This is a genomic window from Stieleria varia (assembly GCF_038443385.1).
GTDB classification, from domain to species: Bacteria; Planctomycetota; Planctomycetia; order Pirellulales; family Pirellulaceae; genus Stieleria; species Stieleria varia.
Map to the genome: position 1 here is coordinate 8,907,809 of NZ_CP151726.1, position 15,480 is coordinate 8,923,288.

Annotated in this window: 11 protein-coding genes; 5 read left to right on the top strand and 6 right to left on the bottom strand. The window is 57.3% G+C overall.

All coding sequences use genetic code 11. From position 1 onward, the window contains the following. The 3 genes from Pla52nx_RS30185 to Pla52nx_RS30195 all read left to right on the top strand — a co-directional run bounded on the left by Pla52nx_RS30185 (position 1) and on the right by Pla52nx_RS30195 (position 2,756). Positions 1 to 1,200 carry a leucine-rich repeat domain-containing protein gene (locus Pla52nx_RS30185; RefSeq protein ID WP_231742732.1) on the top strand — a complete coding sequence of 400 codons (1,200 nt, stop codon included), beginning with the start codon at positions 1 to 3 and terminating at the stop codon, positions 1,198 to 1,200. Between the two features lie 109 nt (positions 1,201 to 1,309). Next, the gene (locus Pla52nx_RS30190; RefSeq protein WP_146523156.1) at positions 1,310 to 1,801 is read left to right on the top strand and encodes a DinB family protein; all 492 of its coding nucleotides are present in this window, start codon (positions 1,310 to 1,312) and stop codon (positions 1,799 to 1,801) included. Positions 1,802 to 2,405: 604 nt separating this feature from the next. Beyond that, positions 2,406 to 2,756: a PEGA domain-containing protein gene (locus tag Pla52nx_RS30195; RefSeq protein ID WP_146523155.1), complete on the top strand. Its 351-nt coding sequence runs from the start codon at positions 2,406 to 2,408 to the stop codon at positions 2,754 to 2,756. 602 nt (positions 2,757 to 3,358) lie between these two features. Here Pla52nx_RS30195 and Pla52nx_RS30200 read toward each other — a convergent pair. After that, a complete protein-coding gene (locus Pla52nx_RS30200; RefSeq protein WP_197455059.1) occupies positions 3,359 to 4,393 on the bottom strand; it encodes a potassium channel family protein in 1,035 nt (344 codons plus the stop codon). 242 nt (positions 4,394 to 4,635) lie between these two features. Here Pla52nx_RS30200 and Pla52nx_RS30205 point away from each other — a divergent pair, with 242 nt between their 5' ends. Then, complete coding sequence (locus Pla52nx_RS30205; protein ID WP_231742730.1) at positions 4,636 to 7,587, top strand: PVC-type heme-binding CxxCH protein; 2,952 nt, start codon at positions 4,636 to 4,638, stop codon at positions 7,585 to 7,587. Positions 7,588 to 7,836: 249 nt separating this feature from the next. Here the strand turns inward: Pla52nx_RS30205 and pnp are convergent, their stop codons facing one another. The 5 genes from pnp to Pla52nx_RS30230 all read right to left on the bottom strand — a co-directional run bounded on the left by pnp (position 7,837) and on the right by Pla52nx_RS30230 (position 13,881). Continuing rightward, positions 7,837 to 10,122, bottom strand: a complete 2,286-nt coding sequence (gene pnp, locus Pla52nx_RS30210; protein ID WP_146523153.1) for a polyribonucleotide nucleotidyltransferase — start codon at positions 10,120 to 10,122, stop codon at positions 7,837 to 7,839. Positions 10,123 to 10,447: 325 nt separating this feature from the next. Next, positions 10,448 to 10,717, bottom strand: a complete 270-nt coding sequence (gene rpsO / locus Pla52nx_RS30215) for a 30S ribosomal protein S15 (protein WP_146523152.1) — start codon at positions 10,715 to 10,717, stop codon at positions 10,448 to 10,450. 149 nt (positions 10,718 to 10,866) lie between these two features. Next, entirely contained in the window at positions 10,867 to 11,538 is a 672-nt protein-coding gene (gene cysC / locus Pla52nx_RS30220; protein ID WP_146523151.1) for an adenylyl-sulfate kinase, read from the bottom strand. Positions 11,539 to 11,640: 102 nt separating this feature from the next. Beyond that, the gene (locus tag Pla52nx_RS30225; RefSeq protein ID WP_146523150.1) at positions 11,641 to 12,132 is read right to left on the bottom strand and encodes a PGDYG domain-containing protein; all 492 of its coding nucleotides are present in this window, start codon (positions 12,130 to 12,132) and stop codon (positions 11,641 to 11,643) included. A 315-nt stretch (positions 12,133 to 12,447) separates the two neighbouring features. Then, complete coding sequence (locus Pla52nx_RS30230) at positions 12,448 to 13,881, bottom strand: sulfatase (protein WP_231742728.1); 1,434 nt, start codon at positions 13,879 to 13,881, stop codon at positions 12,448 to 12,450. 107 nt (positions 13,882 to 13,988) lie between these two features. Here Pla52nx_RS30230 and Pla52nx_RS30235 point away from each other — a divergent pair, with 107 nt between their 5' ends. Next, a complete protein-coding gene (locus Pla52nx_RS30235; protein ID WP_231742727.1) occupies positions 13,989 to 15,479 on the top strand; it encodes an SWIM zinc finger family protein in 1,491 nt (496 codons plus the stop codon). Position 15,480 lies beyond the last annotated feature (1 nt).

Sequence of the window (15,480 nt, forward strand, 5' to 3'; positions counted from 1 at the left end):
ATGTCCTTCCGAATCGCTGCCACACCCATCGACTCCGCTCGCCGGCCCGCCAAAACCGCGCCCCGATGGCTGCCATGTGTTTTGGTTGCCCCATCCGTACGCACCCTGCTCGTCGCCTGCTTTGTCATGACGCTGTGCTGCAGCGCCGCGTACGCGGATGACAAGACGCCTGCCGACGAGAAACCTGCCGACAAACCCGCTGCCCAAGCCTCTGAAAAAGCGGCAGAGAAACCCGCGGAAAAGAAAGACGACGCCAAGAAACAGGACGAACCAAAGAAGGACGAGCCGAAAAAAGACGAGCCCAAAAAGGAGGCCCCCAAAAAAGACGAGCCCAAAAAGCCCGATCCAAAGAAAGACGCCGAAAAGAAGCCGGACGCCAAGAAGGACATGAAGAAGGACGAGCCGGAGAAGAAGGACCCGCCCAAGAAACCCGAGCCGCCGATCTTTCCCGACAAGGCACTCGAAGCCGCTGTGCGTCACGAAGTCTTTGAAAAACGATACAACGACCAACCGATCACCAAAGACGACGTGATCAACATCTCACGCGTCGTCGGTGTCGGCAAACAAATCAAAAACCTGGATGGGCTGCAGCACTGCAAAGCGTTGATGTTGATCGATCTGGGCAATAACGAGATCAGCGACCTGAAGCCGATCGCCGAGCTGACGCGTTTGCAATCGGTCAGCTTGGGCAAGAACAAGATCGCCGACCTCAAGCCATTGGAGGGCCTGACCGCGATGCAACTGCTGGACTTGTCGGACAACGAAGTCGCTGATTTGACTCCGCTGAAAAAGATGTCCAATCTGCGGACGCTTTATTTGGCGAACAACAAACTGAAAAAACTCGATCCGATCGCGGACTTGGTCAAGATCTGGTCGCTGGATGCCTCGGGCAACGAGATCACCGACTTGGCTCCCGTTAGCAAACTGAAGTGGTTGACGACGTTGAATGTTCGCGGCAATCAAATCACTTCGTTGGATCCGATCAAAGGCCTGGCGGATTTGAATCTGTTGATGATCAGCCGAAACAAACTCGCCAACGTCGACGCTTTGGTCGAAATGTGCCGAACGGATTCCGAAGGCGACCGTCGCTTTGCTCCCTACCTGCGTCTGTACTGGGGCGAAAACCCGATGGACGAAAAGGTCAAAGCCGAGCAAGCCAAGACGCTCGAATCGTTTGGCGTCGACGTGTTCGATCAGTGACGATCCGTTAAATCTGCGTGAAGCTCCCGGTTGCCGAGGTGTTTGATTTGGTACATTGTGCCGCTGTTTGGTTCTGCATCAACTCATCATCTTTCTCTGGGAGCGACCTTTGAACGCGCAAACGACCATCGAGCAAACTTACGGCTTCAGCCAAATGGTGCTGAAGTCTTACATCGGAGACTTGACCGACGCCGAGTTGCTGCATCGACCTGGTGAAGGTTGCAACCACATCGCATGGCAACTCGGCCACTTGATCAGCTCCGAATGCAGCTTGCTGGATTCGGTTGCCCCGGGAAACTCGATCGAATTGCCGGATGGATTTGCAGAAAAACACAGCAAGGAAAACGCTGGGAGCGACGATCCGGCCGACTTTGCGACCAAGGACGAGTATTTGGCATTGTTTGAAAAACTCCAGGCGGCATCGCTCGGCGCGCTGGCATCCCTTTCGGATGAGGACCTGGAGAAGCCGGCTCCTGAGTTCCTGCAGTCGATGTGCCCCAACGTCGGCGCTGTCTTCGTTTTGATCTCAACCCACGTGATGATGCATGTCGGCCAGTTCGTGCCCGTGCGTCGCAAACTGGGCAAGCCGGTTGTGATCTGAGCCGGAGGCCTAGCCCGGATATTACATGGGTTCACCCGGCAAAACACGAGAACCGGGTGCTAGCCCGGATTATTCACGCCATTGACTACAGTCTTCGCAATACGTTTGCACCAAACGGTTACGCGGATTGGCACGAAAACAGTCTGCGCATATCAGCCGCCACGCGATAGCGTCCGGTTCTCACGCCTGTAATCGGGAACCGGACGCTATCGCGCCAGCGGCTGATGAATCATCCGGGCTAGCGCACTCCGGCTGATGCAATATTAGGGCTAGTGCATAGGCCAGTCTTAGAACGTGGGTTCGGTAGATGAGCCGTTTTGGCGTTAGCCACGGTTTTCGTGACACAACCGTGGCTAACGCCAAAACGGCTAACCCCAAAATCAAGACCGGATGATGCACTAGATACGTTGGTCGTGAAACCTGCGTTTCACGACCAGCCCAAATCGATCTGGTAAACGTTGGCTGGAAATTGATAAGTAAGTGGGACGAAGCGAGTCTTTCCTCCCACCGATCCGATTTCGTGCAACATTCTTTGATTCGACCTTTCCTGCTGACCCTCGTCGTTTGCGCAGCCCTTTCGCTGACTGGCTGCGTCCGACGGCGCATGACCGTACGGACCAACCCACCGGGCGCGGTCGTGTCGGTGGACAATCAAGTCATCGGGATATCGCCCGCTGCGACACCCTTCACATACTACGCGGCACGTGATATCCGGATTGAAAAGGATGGCTATCGCACCGAAACGATTCGCAAGCAGATCAACCCGCCGTGGTACCAATGGCCGGGCATCGATTTCGTTGCCGAAACCCTGTGGCCCGGCGAACTGCGTGATGAGCGAATCATCGACGTGCAGTTGGTCCCCAAAGTCGTCCCGAGTGAAGAAGAAGTCGTGGGACGCGCCGAGACGCTTCGCAATCAATCCAAAGCAGGAATCGTTCCCGCCCAACGACGGTGATCCGTTTACGGGCGCATCTGGTAGTGGGATTCGCCAGAATTCCGCTCGGACAGGATTTCTGGCGAAATCCATAAGACCCGGCCGCTTTCGCGTCGCGGCTCATAGCGTTTGATGGTGTCGTACTCAGAGAAGCCAGGATATGTCAGCCTGGAAAGGCAAGGGCTTTTACATCGACGTAGCCATCCTGCTCCGCAGGATGACGCCCGACGATTGATTTGGCAATCTCAGTCGGTCATGCCGAACAGTTGAATTGAGGGTCGGTGATGTCGGTAGCGGCTTCGTTTGACACCCAAGGGCCGACGACGTTTTCTGGATTGCAACCCGCTTGATCGCACCGCATCACGGCGGAGCGTGATGCCTACGCGAGAAGAAAAGCGTTTGGATGGTCACTCATCCAGATTCACGTGATCTTTGGTACATACCAGTGATGGAGATTCGATTGTCGTGAAAAAGCCGCGAGACGGTCGACTGATCAGGGGCAAAGGCATCGAGCAGTTGCTGCCACTATCGGCGCAGTTCAGGGTCTGCAGAGCGAGTCATGGTTTAACGCTCAGTGCAAAGATGTTAAAAGCCCTGGCCTGGAAAGGCTGACGTACAGGCGGCTATGGTTCACATCCGGGATGGATGCCCGGTTCCAGCAGGCTGTTCTTGTCCCGGAAATGATCCACGTCGGCTTGTTTGCCCATCACCAGGATCGTTTCGTTGGCCGCGAACTCGCGACTGCCGGCCGGGTTGAACACAAACGAGTCATCCGCCAATTTGATCCCGACGACCAGCAACTCGTACAAGTCACGCACTCGCAGTTGGGCGATCGTTTTTCCGATGACCGAACTTCCGTCGGGAACGTACAGTTCGTCCAGCAGGAAGTCTTCGGTTGCCGATTGGGTCAGCGACAGAAAGAAGTGTGCTGTGGAGGGTCTTGTTACCAAGCGTGACATGTATTCCGCCACCATTTGGTGCCCCATCACCACTTCGTCGGCACCCGCCTGTCGTAGTTTTCGCGACGACGATTCCCGCTCGGCTTGGGCGACGATCCGGACTTTGGGACACAGATTGCGAGCCGACAAAGTGATGAACACGTTTTGCGCGTCGGTGGGCAGTGCCACCACGATCGAGGAGGCACGTTGAATTCCCACACTGATCAGCACGTCTTCGTCGGTCGCATCCGCATTGATCGCGTGATACCCCAATTGGATGGCTTGCTGAAACTGGTCTTCGTCAATCTCCAGGATTACGAACTGGCGTTTTTGTGAACTGAGGTACTGAGCCAGGATCGGCCCGCTTTTTCCAAACCCGCAGACAATGGTGTGGTTGCTCAGCCGCTTGATTTCTTTTTCCATTCGTCTTCTCCCAATGGCTCGATCCAGTTCACCTTGCAACATCGTCTGAATGACGCCGGTGAACGTGTACGCCGCCGCACTGACACCGAGCACGATCACGGCGATCGACAGAATTTGAGTCGCGTCAGATGCCGAACTTCGCTCGCTGTATCCGACTGTCGAGATCGTGACGACCACCATCCACAACGACTCTAGCCAGCCGTAACCGGCGATCCATTTGAACCCCATCGTCGCCAGGACCACGATCGCCACCAAAGCGGTGAAGCCGTTGCGGAGTTTGGCAAGTGAGGAGTGCATCGGCAGAGTAAAATCGAGGACCATGCATGACGTAGCGACAAATCTCGTCCTCTCTGAGCATATTCATTCACACCGTTTCCCAACAGAACCCTATGAATCTTTCGATCGATCTCCAACGACGACGATGGGGCCACCCATGGTGCCCTCGGTACTCTCTGCTGATCGCAATGTGCTTGATTTGCGTATCGGCTGGCGCGCAAGACGCCGAGCTGCCGGCGGGGAATGAGCAAGTGCGCCAAATCATGCAGACATTTCAAGGACGCGGTGTGATGGCCGATGGGTCCCAGCCGACGCCGCCAGACAAGGCCCTGGACATGTTTCGTTTGCGAGACGGTTTTCAAATCGAACTGATGGCCAGTGAACCCAATATTGCACAACCGCTGTTTCTCTCCTGGGATTCTCGCGGTCGCATGTGGGTCGTGCACTATCGACAATATCAGTTTCCCGCCGGACTGAAGGTGATCCGATACGACCAGCACTTGCGAGCCGTATTTGATCGCGTCCCCGATCCACCGCCCCACGGCACACCCGGCAAGGACTTGATCACCGTCCACGGCGATCCCGACGGTGATGGTCACTACGAAACACATCAGCCTGTCATCTCGGGACTCAACATTGCATCCGCGGTACAGGTCGGTCATGGAGGAATCTGGGTGCTCAACCCGCCGTACCTGCTATTTTATCCCGATGCCAATCGCGACGATGTGCCAGACAGTGATCCGGTGGTGCATCTGTCCGGCTTCGGGCTACAGGACACCCATTCGATCGCCAACAGCATGATGTGGGGACCCGACGGCTGGCTGTACGGATGCAACGGCAGCACCACGACCGGCGACGTCAGTTCCGCGGTGACCAAAGGCGTTCGCTTTCAAGGACAATGTGTTTGGCGTTATCACCCCAAGACACAGGTCTTTGAAATCTATGCTGAAGGCGGCGGGAACAACTTCTCTCTGGACATCGACGCCGGCGGACGCGTCTTCGCAGGGACCAACGGCGGCAACACACGCGGATGGTATTTCCCGCAAGGCAGCTACTCGGAAAAGAACTGGGGCAAGCACGGTCCGCTGACCAATCCATATGCCTTCGGATTCTTTCCGCCGATGAAATTCAAAGGCGATGGTCGCCGATTTCCTCAAGCATTCTGTGTCTACGAGGGCGGTCTGTACCCGAAACCCTACGACGGCATGATCTTGGCACCCAACGCGATGCAGAACCTCGTCTGGGCAAGCCAGCGTATCGCGGACGGTTCGACCTATCGCACGGAAGATGAAACCAATCTGCTGGAAAGTGATGACCACTGGTTCCGTCCCGTCTACGCCGGTGTCGGTCCCGATGGCTCGATGTACATGGCCGATTGGTACGACTCTCGACTCAGCCATGTCAGTCCCATCGACGATTGGCACAAATCCAGCGGCCGCATCTATCGCGTCATCCCAAAGGGCAGCTCGCCCGCGTACGACGGAGCTGACCTGCACACGATTCCTCTGGCGGACCTGCTGACTCGCTTGCAACATCCCAACAAATGGGTTCGCAAACGTGCGGTGTTGGAACTCGGCTGGCGTGAAGAGCGGTCCGCGCTGGACACGCTGGTTCAACAGGTCAACGCGACGCAGAGTAATCCCGGTGACACTCACGGAACCCTCGAATCACTTTGGGCCATCAACCTGCTGGGCGGGCTGAATCGTGAGCGAGCTGAACATTGGATTTCTCACCAGGATCCAGACGTTCGACGTTGGGTTGTGCGTTTGATGGGAGATCGGAAAGAGCCGATCAAGGGTCTTGATTCGATGGCGGCGAAGGAAACGAACGTCCAGGTCCGTAGTCAGCTCGCCGCGTCGGCGAAGCGGTTGCCCGCGGACGCAGCCTTGCCCATCATTGCCGCTCTGCTGCGTCACGATGGAGACATCGACGACCCACACATGCCGCTGATGATTTGGTGGGCCATCGAAGCGCATGCCGAGCGATGGGACTTGGTTCGCGAAATGCTGGAAGCACCAGACGTTTGGCAGTTGCCGCTGATACGGCAAGTCGTCCTCGCACGATTGATCGGGCGATATGCGGCATCCGCTACCCCGGACGAATTGCAATGGTGTGCGGAACTGCTGCAGCTCGCACCGGATGCGGAGTCCAAGACTCAACTGTTGGTCGGGTTGAGCCGGGCCTTTGAGGGCCGCTCGATCCCCGTGCTGCCGGACGCATTGCAGGCTGCCTTGCAAGAGAGCCAAGAGCGTCTGGGGCAGTCTGGACTCGTGCTCGCGATCCGCCAAAACAACGACGCCAAGGCCAACGAGATCGTGAGAACGCTCAGCGATCGTAACGCGGACTTAACGTTGCAACTCAAACTCGTCGAGACGCTTGGCGAAGTCCCGATGCAGGCAACGCAATCTGTTTTGATCGGTTTGGCGACGGGGCGAAACACAATCGAGCCCGCGTTGCAACGTGTTGCGATCGCATCGCTCGCCAGCTACGACGATGCATCGATCGCCAATTCGTTGATCGCAGCGTTCGGCAGTCGTATCTCCGACGAGCACGACCTGCGTTCCACCGCGTGTCGCACTTTGGCCAGCAGACCCGGCTGGGCAAAGGCTTTGCTACGAGAACTAACAGAGTGGCGTTTGCGAGTCGATCAAGTTCCCCCAGATGTGATTCAACAGCTGCGATCCTACGACGACCCCGAAACGGTTGCATCGGTCGAGAAAGCGTTTGGCAAGTCCGTCACGACGGCTTCGCCGGAGAAACTAGCCGAGATTCAACGACTGCAAACACTCGTTGCCGACCATAGCTTGCAAGGCGATCCTGCTGCCGGAAAATTACAATTCACACAGCGATGTGCGACGTGTCATCAGTTGTTCGGCGAAGGTCAGAAGGTCGGACCGCCGCTGGACGGTTACGAGCGCGGCAGCACGCGATTCTGGATTCACAACATGGTCGATCCGAGTTTGGAGATCCGCGAAGGATACCAGTCGTACTTGGTCCTGACCCTCGACGGTCGAACGGTGACGGGAATGATCGCCGCACAAGACGAAACGACGGTGACGTTGAGGACGGCCAAAGGGGAAACGCAAAAGATCGATCGCGAAAAGATCGAAGTCCTGCGTGCGCTGCCTGCCTCGTTGATGCCCGACGGGCTGCTCAAGGACGCCAGCGAGCAACAGATCCGCGACCTGCTGGCGTACCTGATGTTGGGTGCGTGATCGTCGCTCGACTTTCCAAGTCGATGGCGTCAATCTGCTGGGCGTCGTGTTGATGATGGATTTAGGCGCGAACGAGCCCTACCGCTGACGCGTCACGACGTTTGGTGGTGTGATGCGTAGAGAAGCTGGGGTATGTCAGCCTAGAAAGGCTGACGTACATTTTGAGCGACGGAGAGAACCACACAATAAAAATAGCGGCCTCGGTGAGAGGCCGCTATTGCAATGGAATCTAAGTCTCAGAGTGGATGCTTAGCGACGACCGCCGCCGCCACCGCCGCCGTTGCCGCCGCGACGTCGGCCGCTGCCTCCGCCGCTACCGCCTCGGCGTCGGGGACGATCTCCGTCGCCTCCACCGTCGCGGTCACCGCGGTCTCCACGGTCACGACCACCTTCGTCGCCGCCTTGCTCGGCGACCATGGCGGCAATCTCGTCTTCTTCGCCCAGCTCCTCAAGTGCTTGGCGGCGACTGAGCTTCACGCGATCGTGCTCGTCGACATCGATGACCAGAACCTTCATCGCGTCACCGACACGGACCACCTTGTCGATGCTGCTGATGTAGCCGCTGCTCAGTTCGCTGATGTGGCACAGGCCGTCGCGGCCTGGCAGGATTTCGACGAATGCGCCGAAGTCCTTGATGCTGCTGACGGTTCCTTCGTAGATCTTTCCGATCTGAACCGTCGCCGTGCAAGCTTCCACTTGTCGCATCGCGGCTGCGGCCGACTCTTTGTCTTGACCGGCGACCAGCACGGTGCCGTCATCGTCGACTTCGATCACACATCCGGTGGATTCTTGGATGCCACGAATGTTCTTTCCGCCGGGACCGATCAGGGCACCGATCTTGTCCGTCGAGATCTTGGTTCGCAACAAGCGAGGCGCGGTCGGAGCGGTCTCGCGTCGAGGACGTGGGATCGTGGTCAGCATCTTGCGCAAGATCTCGATCCGAGCCTCACGTGATTGCTTCAGCGTTGCGCGAATGATGTCTTCGCTGATCCCAGTGACCTTGAGGTCCAACTGAATTCCGGTGATGCCGTTCTGCGTTCCGGCGATCTTGAAGTCCATGTCGCCGAAGTGATCTTCGGTTCCCAGGATGTCGGTCAGCAGGACCCACTTGTCTTCCGTTTCACGAACCAAACCGATGGAGATACCGGCGACGGGATTGCTGATCGGAACACCCGAAGCCATCAGGGCGAGGGTCGCACCGCAAACCGATGCCATCGAGCTGCTGCCGTTGGACTCGGTGATGTCGCTGATCACGCGGATCGTATAAGGAAAGTTTTCTGCGGCCGGCAAGACCGGAGCGACGCTTCGCTCGGCCAAGCAGCCGTGGCCGATTTCGCGACGGCCAGGTCCACGGATCGGACGGCATTCGCCGACGCTGTAGGAGGGGAAGTTGTAGTCCAGCATGAACTTCTTGCTGTACTCTTCTTGCAAGCCATCGACACGTTGTTCGTCGCGCTGGGTTCCCAACGCGACCGTGATCAAAGCTTGAGTTTCACCGCGTTGGAACATGGCCGAACCATGGACGCGAGGCAGCAAGTCGGTTTCGCAGACGATTTGACGCAAGCTGGCGTTGTCGCGTCCGTCGGGACGGGTGCCGGCGAGGATCAGATCGCGGACGACCTTTTCCTCCAAATCGTGCCAAATGCTCTTGAAACGCTTTTCGCAGACAGCGCCATCGGCGTTGGGGTCCGGGATGACTTCGCCCATCGCACGGTCACGCAACGCACGCACGGCGTCGGCGCGATCTTGCTTGCCGGAGGTCTGCTGTGCGGCTTTGAAATCGTTGTAGTACGCGTCGGTCAGACGCTGCAGCAGCCCGTCGTCTTCCGGCGGGGTGTACGGGGTTTTGGTCGGATTGACCCTTTCGTACAGCTCTTGTTGCAACGCGATGACTTCGCGAATCATCTTGTGAGCGAACTGAATCGCTTCCATCATCTCGTCTTCTGGCATTTCGTGGGCAAAGCCCTCGATCATGGCGACTTGCTTGCTGTCACCACTGACGATCATGTCCAGTTCGCTGGACTCCAGTTCGTCGTGCGTCGGGAAAACGATCAGCTCGCCATCGATCTTGCCGACTCGTACCGAAGCCAGGGGGCCTTGGAAGGGCAGCGGGCTGACGTGCAGCGCCGTGGAGGCACCGTTCATTGCCAAGACATCGCCGTCATGTTGCTGGTCGCTGGCGACCACCATGGCTTGGACCTGGACTTCGTCTTTGTAGCCGTTGGGCCACAGAGGACGAATCGGGCGGTCCATCAAGCGGGAGCTGAGGATTTCCTTGGTCGTCGGACGGCCTTCGCGTTTCAGGAATCCGCCGGGGAATTTGCCGGCTGCAGCGAATCGTTCGCGGTAGTCACACGTCAGGGGAAAGAAATCCAAGCCGGGGCGGGGGTCGCTCGACGCGGCCGCGACCAACACGACGGTCTCTCCGTATTGCACCAACACGGCTCCTGCCGCTTGCTTGGCCAATTGGCCGGTTTCGAACGACAGGACTTGGCGTCCGATTTTTCGTTCCACTCGAATTTTGTTTACAGTCACTTTCAATTACCTTTTTCTACCTACAAAACGACATTCACAATCAATGTCTCGCTAATCAGAGGCTGCGGATCTCCATCGACACTCAAAACGGCCAGAGGGCCGGAGAAAGCAAGAGATCTTTGCACGCCTCTGCGAGACGCATGCTGCCGGGAACCACACGGTCCACACAGCAGCGACCAACCAAAACGCTGACGAGCATCACACCGCTCGCTCAGCGATACGCGGGTGGCCACAGTTGGCGGTCAGAGAGAAAAAAGAGGCCGCGGCCGCCATCGGGACGGTTCGTGGCAGTTCGCCAATCGTCACGCCGATGCGGCCTGTCGGGCTATTTTCGGATGCCCAGTTTCCCGATGATATCGAGATACCGTTGCGGGTCCTCACCCCGCACGTAATCGAGCAACCGTCGACGACGGCTGACCAAACCGAGCAAACCTCGGCGGGAGGCGTAGTCCTTGCGGTGAGTCCGCATGTGCTCGGTCAATCCGTTGATTCGCTCGGTCAAAATAGCGATCTGAACCTCTGGCGAACCGGTATCGGCGTCCTTTGTCCCGTGTTCTTGGATCACTTCAGCCTTACGCTGCTTCGAAATCGTCATTCTTCTGTTTCTTAGCCGTGAATATTCAATAAATTTGTACTTCAAACTGTACGTCTATCCTGGCCGCGTAGTGTACCGGCCTTCGCCAGTCTCGCAACGTCAAAACCGGGATTTGCGGGATTTGTCCGGGCAACTATTTACGACCCGCTTCAGCCCAATACTCCACGCTCGGCGAGCCATTGGCGAATCTCCGCCGCCTGCTGGTCCGGCGTCCGGTCATCGCCCCCGCGAAGATGAATCTCTGGCTCCCGGGGGGCCTCGTAGGGATCGCTGATCCCCGTGAAATGCTTGATTTCTCCCGCCCGTGCCTTCTTGTAGAGCCCCTTGGGGTCTCGTGACTCACAGATCTCCAGGGGGGTGTCGACGAAGACTTCTACGAAATCCGTGTCGCGTCCCGCCGCCGTCACGATCCCCCGCACGCGATCCCGGTCGGCACGATACGGACTCACAAACGCAGTCAACGTGATCAATCCGGCCGACGCCATCAACGAAGCGACCGAGCCGATCCGGCGAATGTTTTCCTCGCGATCAGTCGCCCCAAACCCCAGACCGAACCGGTCTGCAAACTCCTGGCCGTGCTCCTGAACCAACGCCGCCGGTGGAGCACACAAACCGTGCCGAATGTTGTCGCCATCGAGCAACATCGTTGCACGGCCCTGTTCGTTGAGCTGCCGATCCAATGCGTTCGCAATCGTGCTCTTGCCACATCCGCTCAACCCCGTCAGCCAGACGACAACTCCCCGTTGCCCCAGCCTCGCCTCGCGCGACTCACGCGAAACGCTGTGGTCGTGCCAGACAATGTCACCGGGATCGGTCGTCATCTCTACTCCTCGGAACGAATGGGCAGCAAATTTGCAAAGGGGGTGGCCGCTAATCAATGGCCCGCGTTCAGCGAGCGACAACGCACCTGCCCAACAGAATACCTACTCAGCACAGTACTGATAGGTCGCTTCAAAGATCGCTTGGTCCACCACCCAAACGTCCGTCAAGTCGGTCGTGCTTTGCACCAAGTAGTCGCCCGCTTTTCCCCGCAACAGTCCCCAAGACGTTTGGACGCAAAAAGGCTCATGCCTCTGAATCGCCCGCACGGGCGGTGCATCAGGCTTCGGATCAAAACGCCTCCACTGAGTCGCTTTCCCCTCTTCGGCCGATTCGCCATCAACGGTCTCTACCTCCTCGGACGGGCTGTATTTCTCCAGCAGCTTGTCGGATTTCTGCCCCCACAGCTCGCCATGAATTCCGCGGCACACATAATCGCCGGGTTGGACCGTCTCCATAGCTTCAAGTGACTCAATGGTCTCTTCCACAATCGCCTTCCTGGCCCAAAGCGGCTTGACCTTTTTTGCCAACACCATCTGCTCACTGATTTCCGCAGACAGCGAACCGCCGTCGTTCAGCGGCTGTGACTCATCCATGTGGCTTCTCTCCAACGAGTTAACTTGTGATCGTATAGTTGATCCGCAGGCCGTCAGGCGGATTTTTTACCAGCCGCAGCGAGATGGAGAACGCCCGCTTCCCAAGCATAGGTGTGAGAACCGGACACGAACGAGAACCTCCAGCTTAGGTCGACGAATCGCCGATAAAATACCAGCTCGACCCGCAAGTGAGCGACTGGAGGTGCGTTCAAAACAATCATGGCTCCCCTCTCCCCCAAATCCTGGCGAGCCTAAGCGAGCCAGGATTTGGGGGAGAGGGGAGCCATGTTCTACGACGTCGACCTAAGCCGGACGCTACCGTTTGGCACCGGGATGGGGAGGCGTTTCCTTTTGAGGCATCCAGCTCTTTAGCTCGGAGATGACCTCCGCATACTTTGCATCACCGGCCAAGTTCTTCCACTCGTACGGATCGGCGACTTCATCGTACAGTTCTTCGTCGCCGTTATCGTACCGGATGTAGCGATATTGGGCCGATCGTACCGCGTGACGTCGGTGCCCATGCGTCGTCAATGCGGGACGGTTCCACTGCGCATCAGGGTCTCGCAGCAACGGCACCAGACTCACTCCCTCGCAATGTTCCGGCGTTGGTAATCCCGCCAACTCGCAGAGTGTCGGATAGATGCTCAGGAAATCCACCGTCCGCTCGCAGATGGCACCCTTGGGAGTGACCCCGGGCGCCACCCAAATCAACGGCGCTCGCGTGGCCTCCTCCCACAAACTGAATTTCCGCCAGTGCTCTTTCTCGCCCAAGTGCCAACCGTGATCGCCCCACAGCACGATGATCGTGTTGTCCCGAAACTTGGACTCGTCCAATGCGTTGAGCAACCGCCCCAACTGAGCATCGGCGTACGTGATCGATGCCAAGTAAGCCTGGATCGCTTCCTTCCAAACCCCTTTTTGGGTGACGTTGGCATGGTCACCTTGCGGCCCCGCAGTTTTCACACCCGCTGGTGGCACATCGGCCAAGTCGTTTTCGATATGCGGCGGCAACTGAATTTCACTCAGCGGATGCATGTCAAAGTATTTCTTGGGAACCGACCAGGGCATGTGCGGACGAAAGATTCCACACGCCAAAAAGAAAGGCCGGTCGTGCTCGGCCGACAACTGATCGGCACAATAGGAAACCGTGTGATAGTCGGCCAGCACGTCGTCGTCTCCCTTGAGCACGGACCATGTGATGCCGCCGGCGTTGTTGGCTGAAATCTTGCCCTGCGACTTTGGCTTGGTCTTGGCACCGAAATCGTCCCACTCGGATTTCCTGCCGCCACCACCGTGATAGATCTTTCCCGCCCCGACGGTCAAATAACCATTGCTGCGAAAGTGCGAGTTCAGCGTCTGATCAGGACGGATGTGTGGCCGATAGTCGTCCGGGTTGTGATAAACACCTGTCGTTGATGGCCTCATACCACTCATCAACGCGGCCCTGGACGGATTGCAAGCCGGCGCGGCGCAATACGCGTGTGAGAAACTGACACCTCGGTCGGCCAACCGATCCAAGTTCGGCGTGATCGTTTGCTCGTTCCGCTTCAGATGCCCGACCCAATGATTCAAATCATCCACCGCGATGAACAACACATTGGGCCGAACATTGGGCCGAGAACTGGCACGATCCGCTGCAGCATCGTCCGCACATACCATGGACAACGGGAGAACCCAAATGCAGGCAACCGCACCACCGGTAACGATTAGCGATAGGATTCTGGCGAATCGGGATGACAAACGAGACATAAACATTTTCCTGTGGCGGCGACACTTGACGGGTGGGCGAGATGATAAGCTGAACATCGCACGGGCTGACAAGCCATACAGTTTACTGGGAACCACCACGCCGTTGCGTGATTGAAATCAGAAAGGGCTGGCTGATGGGAGCATTGCAACTCGATGAAGACTTTGTGGATTCCCAAGCCCCCAATGCTAATGCAACGTCCAACGGTCGAGGGCTGGTCGTCAAAGGGAAATTTGTCGTACTCCACCAAAGCGACGATGAGACCCTCCTCTTCGGTGAATGCTCCGGCAGCGGCAAGTCCAACTACGTTTGCTCCTGCGATTTCATTCGCCCCAATCAACCGACCTATCGCTGCACGTGCCCCTCCAGACAGTTTCCCTGCAAGCATTGCTTGGGATTGATGTACGCCTTCGTGGGCGGAAAGAAATTCACCGTGGCGGACGTCCCCGAGGACTTGGCCGCAAAACGCGAGAAGCTGCAGGAACGCAAGGAGAAACAAAAGGAGCAATCCGACAAGCCTCGCAAGGTGAACAAGGCCGCGTTGTCAAAAAAACTGCAAGCCCAACTCAACGGCTTGGACCTGCTGGAGACCTTTACGTTTGACCTGGTCCGTTCCGGAATGGGGAACACCAATGCCAAGACGGCCCGCGACATGCAGCAACGTGCCAAACAACTTGGCGACGCTTACTTGCCCGGCGCCCAAGCAGCCCTGCACCAATACACTAACTTGTTCGTCGGGGCCGATGGCAAATACGATGGAGAACTCTCTTCCCAGCAACGGGAGACCATTTACACCGAGGCACTCGATCAACTCACACGACTTTCAGCGATCATCAAACACGGACGTCGCTACTTGCAAGCCCGAGTCGATGATCCTGAACTGCCGCCCGAGACCGACTCACCGATCGCGGCTTGGCTGGGACACGCTTGGCAACTGCGTGATCTCCGCGCCGCCGGACTGGTCATCGAGAACGCAGAGCTGATTCAGTTGGCGTTCCACTCTCACGACGATCACTCGCGTCAAGAGTACATCGACACCGGCATTTGGATGAATTTGGCAAACGGAGCGATCCAACTGACGCAGAACTTTCGCCCCTACAAGGCGGCGAAGTACATACGCAGCGAAGACAGCTTTTTTAAAATCGCCGTCGTCAAGGAACTGTGTGTCTACCCAGGCACCGTCAACCCTCGCGTGCGTTGGGACGAATTCGAAACCCGCGAGATCACCGCGAAAGATTTCCAAAGCGTCGCCAAGTTTGCGTCGGCCGATTTTGAGTCCGCGATGAAATCGGTGCGATCGGGACTGAAGAACCCGCTCTCGGAAAAACGTCCCGTTGTGGCGTTGCGTTACAAATCGCTCGGTCAATTGCCCGACGGCGAGTTGGCGATCGAAGACGCAAAAGGAACTCGCATCGTCATGACCGAAGCCGGATTGAGCGAAGAACCACCATCGTGCCATTTGATGCCGATGCTGCCCGAAACGCTTGCCTCGGGGCAAACGATGGTCGGTCGCATTCATCAAGATCTCGACAGCAAAACGTTACGGCTCAAACCACTCTCGATCATCACCGACACCCAAGTGTTTCGACTGACTTTGTAAG

What these genes read in the sequence shown, in the direction of transcription:
- Pla52nx_RS30185 (WP_231742732.1), top strand. Translation starts at nt 1, where the DNA reads ATGTCCTTCCGAATCGCTGCCACACCCATCGACTCCGCTCGCCGGCCC.
- Pla52nx_RS30195 (WP_146523155.1), top strand. Translation starts at nt 2,406, where the DNA reads ATGACCGTACGGACCAACCCACCGGGCGCGGTCGTGTCGGTGGACAAT.
- Pla52nx_RS30200 (WP_197455059.1), bottom strand. Translation starts at nt 4,393, where the DNA reads ATGCACTCCTCACTTGCCAAACTCCGCAACGGCTTCACCGCTTTGGTG.
- Pla52nx_RS30205 (WP_231742730.1), top strand. Translation starts at nt 4,636, where the DNA reads ATGCAGACATTTCAAGGACGCGGTGTGATGGCCGATGGGTCCCAGCCG.
- rpsO (WP_146523152.1), bottom strand. Translation starts at nt 10,717, where the DNA reads ATGACGATTTCGAAGCAGCGTAAGGCTGAAGTGATCCAAGAACACGGG.
- cysC (WP_146523151.1), bottom strand. Translation starts at nt 11,538, where the DNA reads ATGACGACCGATCCCGGTGACATTGTCTGGCACGACCACAGCGTTTCG.
- Pla52nx_RS30225 (WP_146523150.1), bottom strand. Translation starts at nt 12,132, where the DNA reads ATGGATGAGTCACAGCCGCTGAACGACGGCGGTTCGCTGTCTGCGGAA.
- Pla52nx_RS30230 (WP_231742728.1), bottom strand. Translation starts at nt 13,881, where the DNA reads ATGTCTCGTTTGTCATCCCGATTCGCCAGAATCCTATCGCTAATCGTT.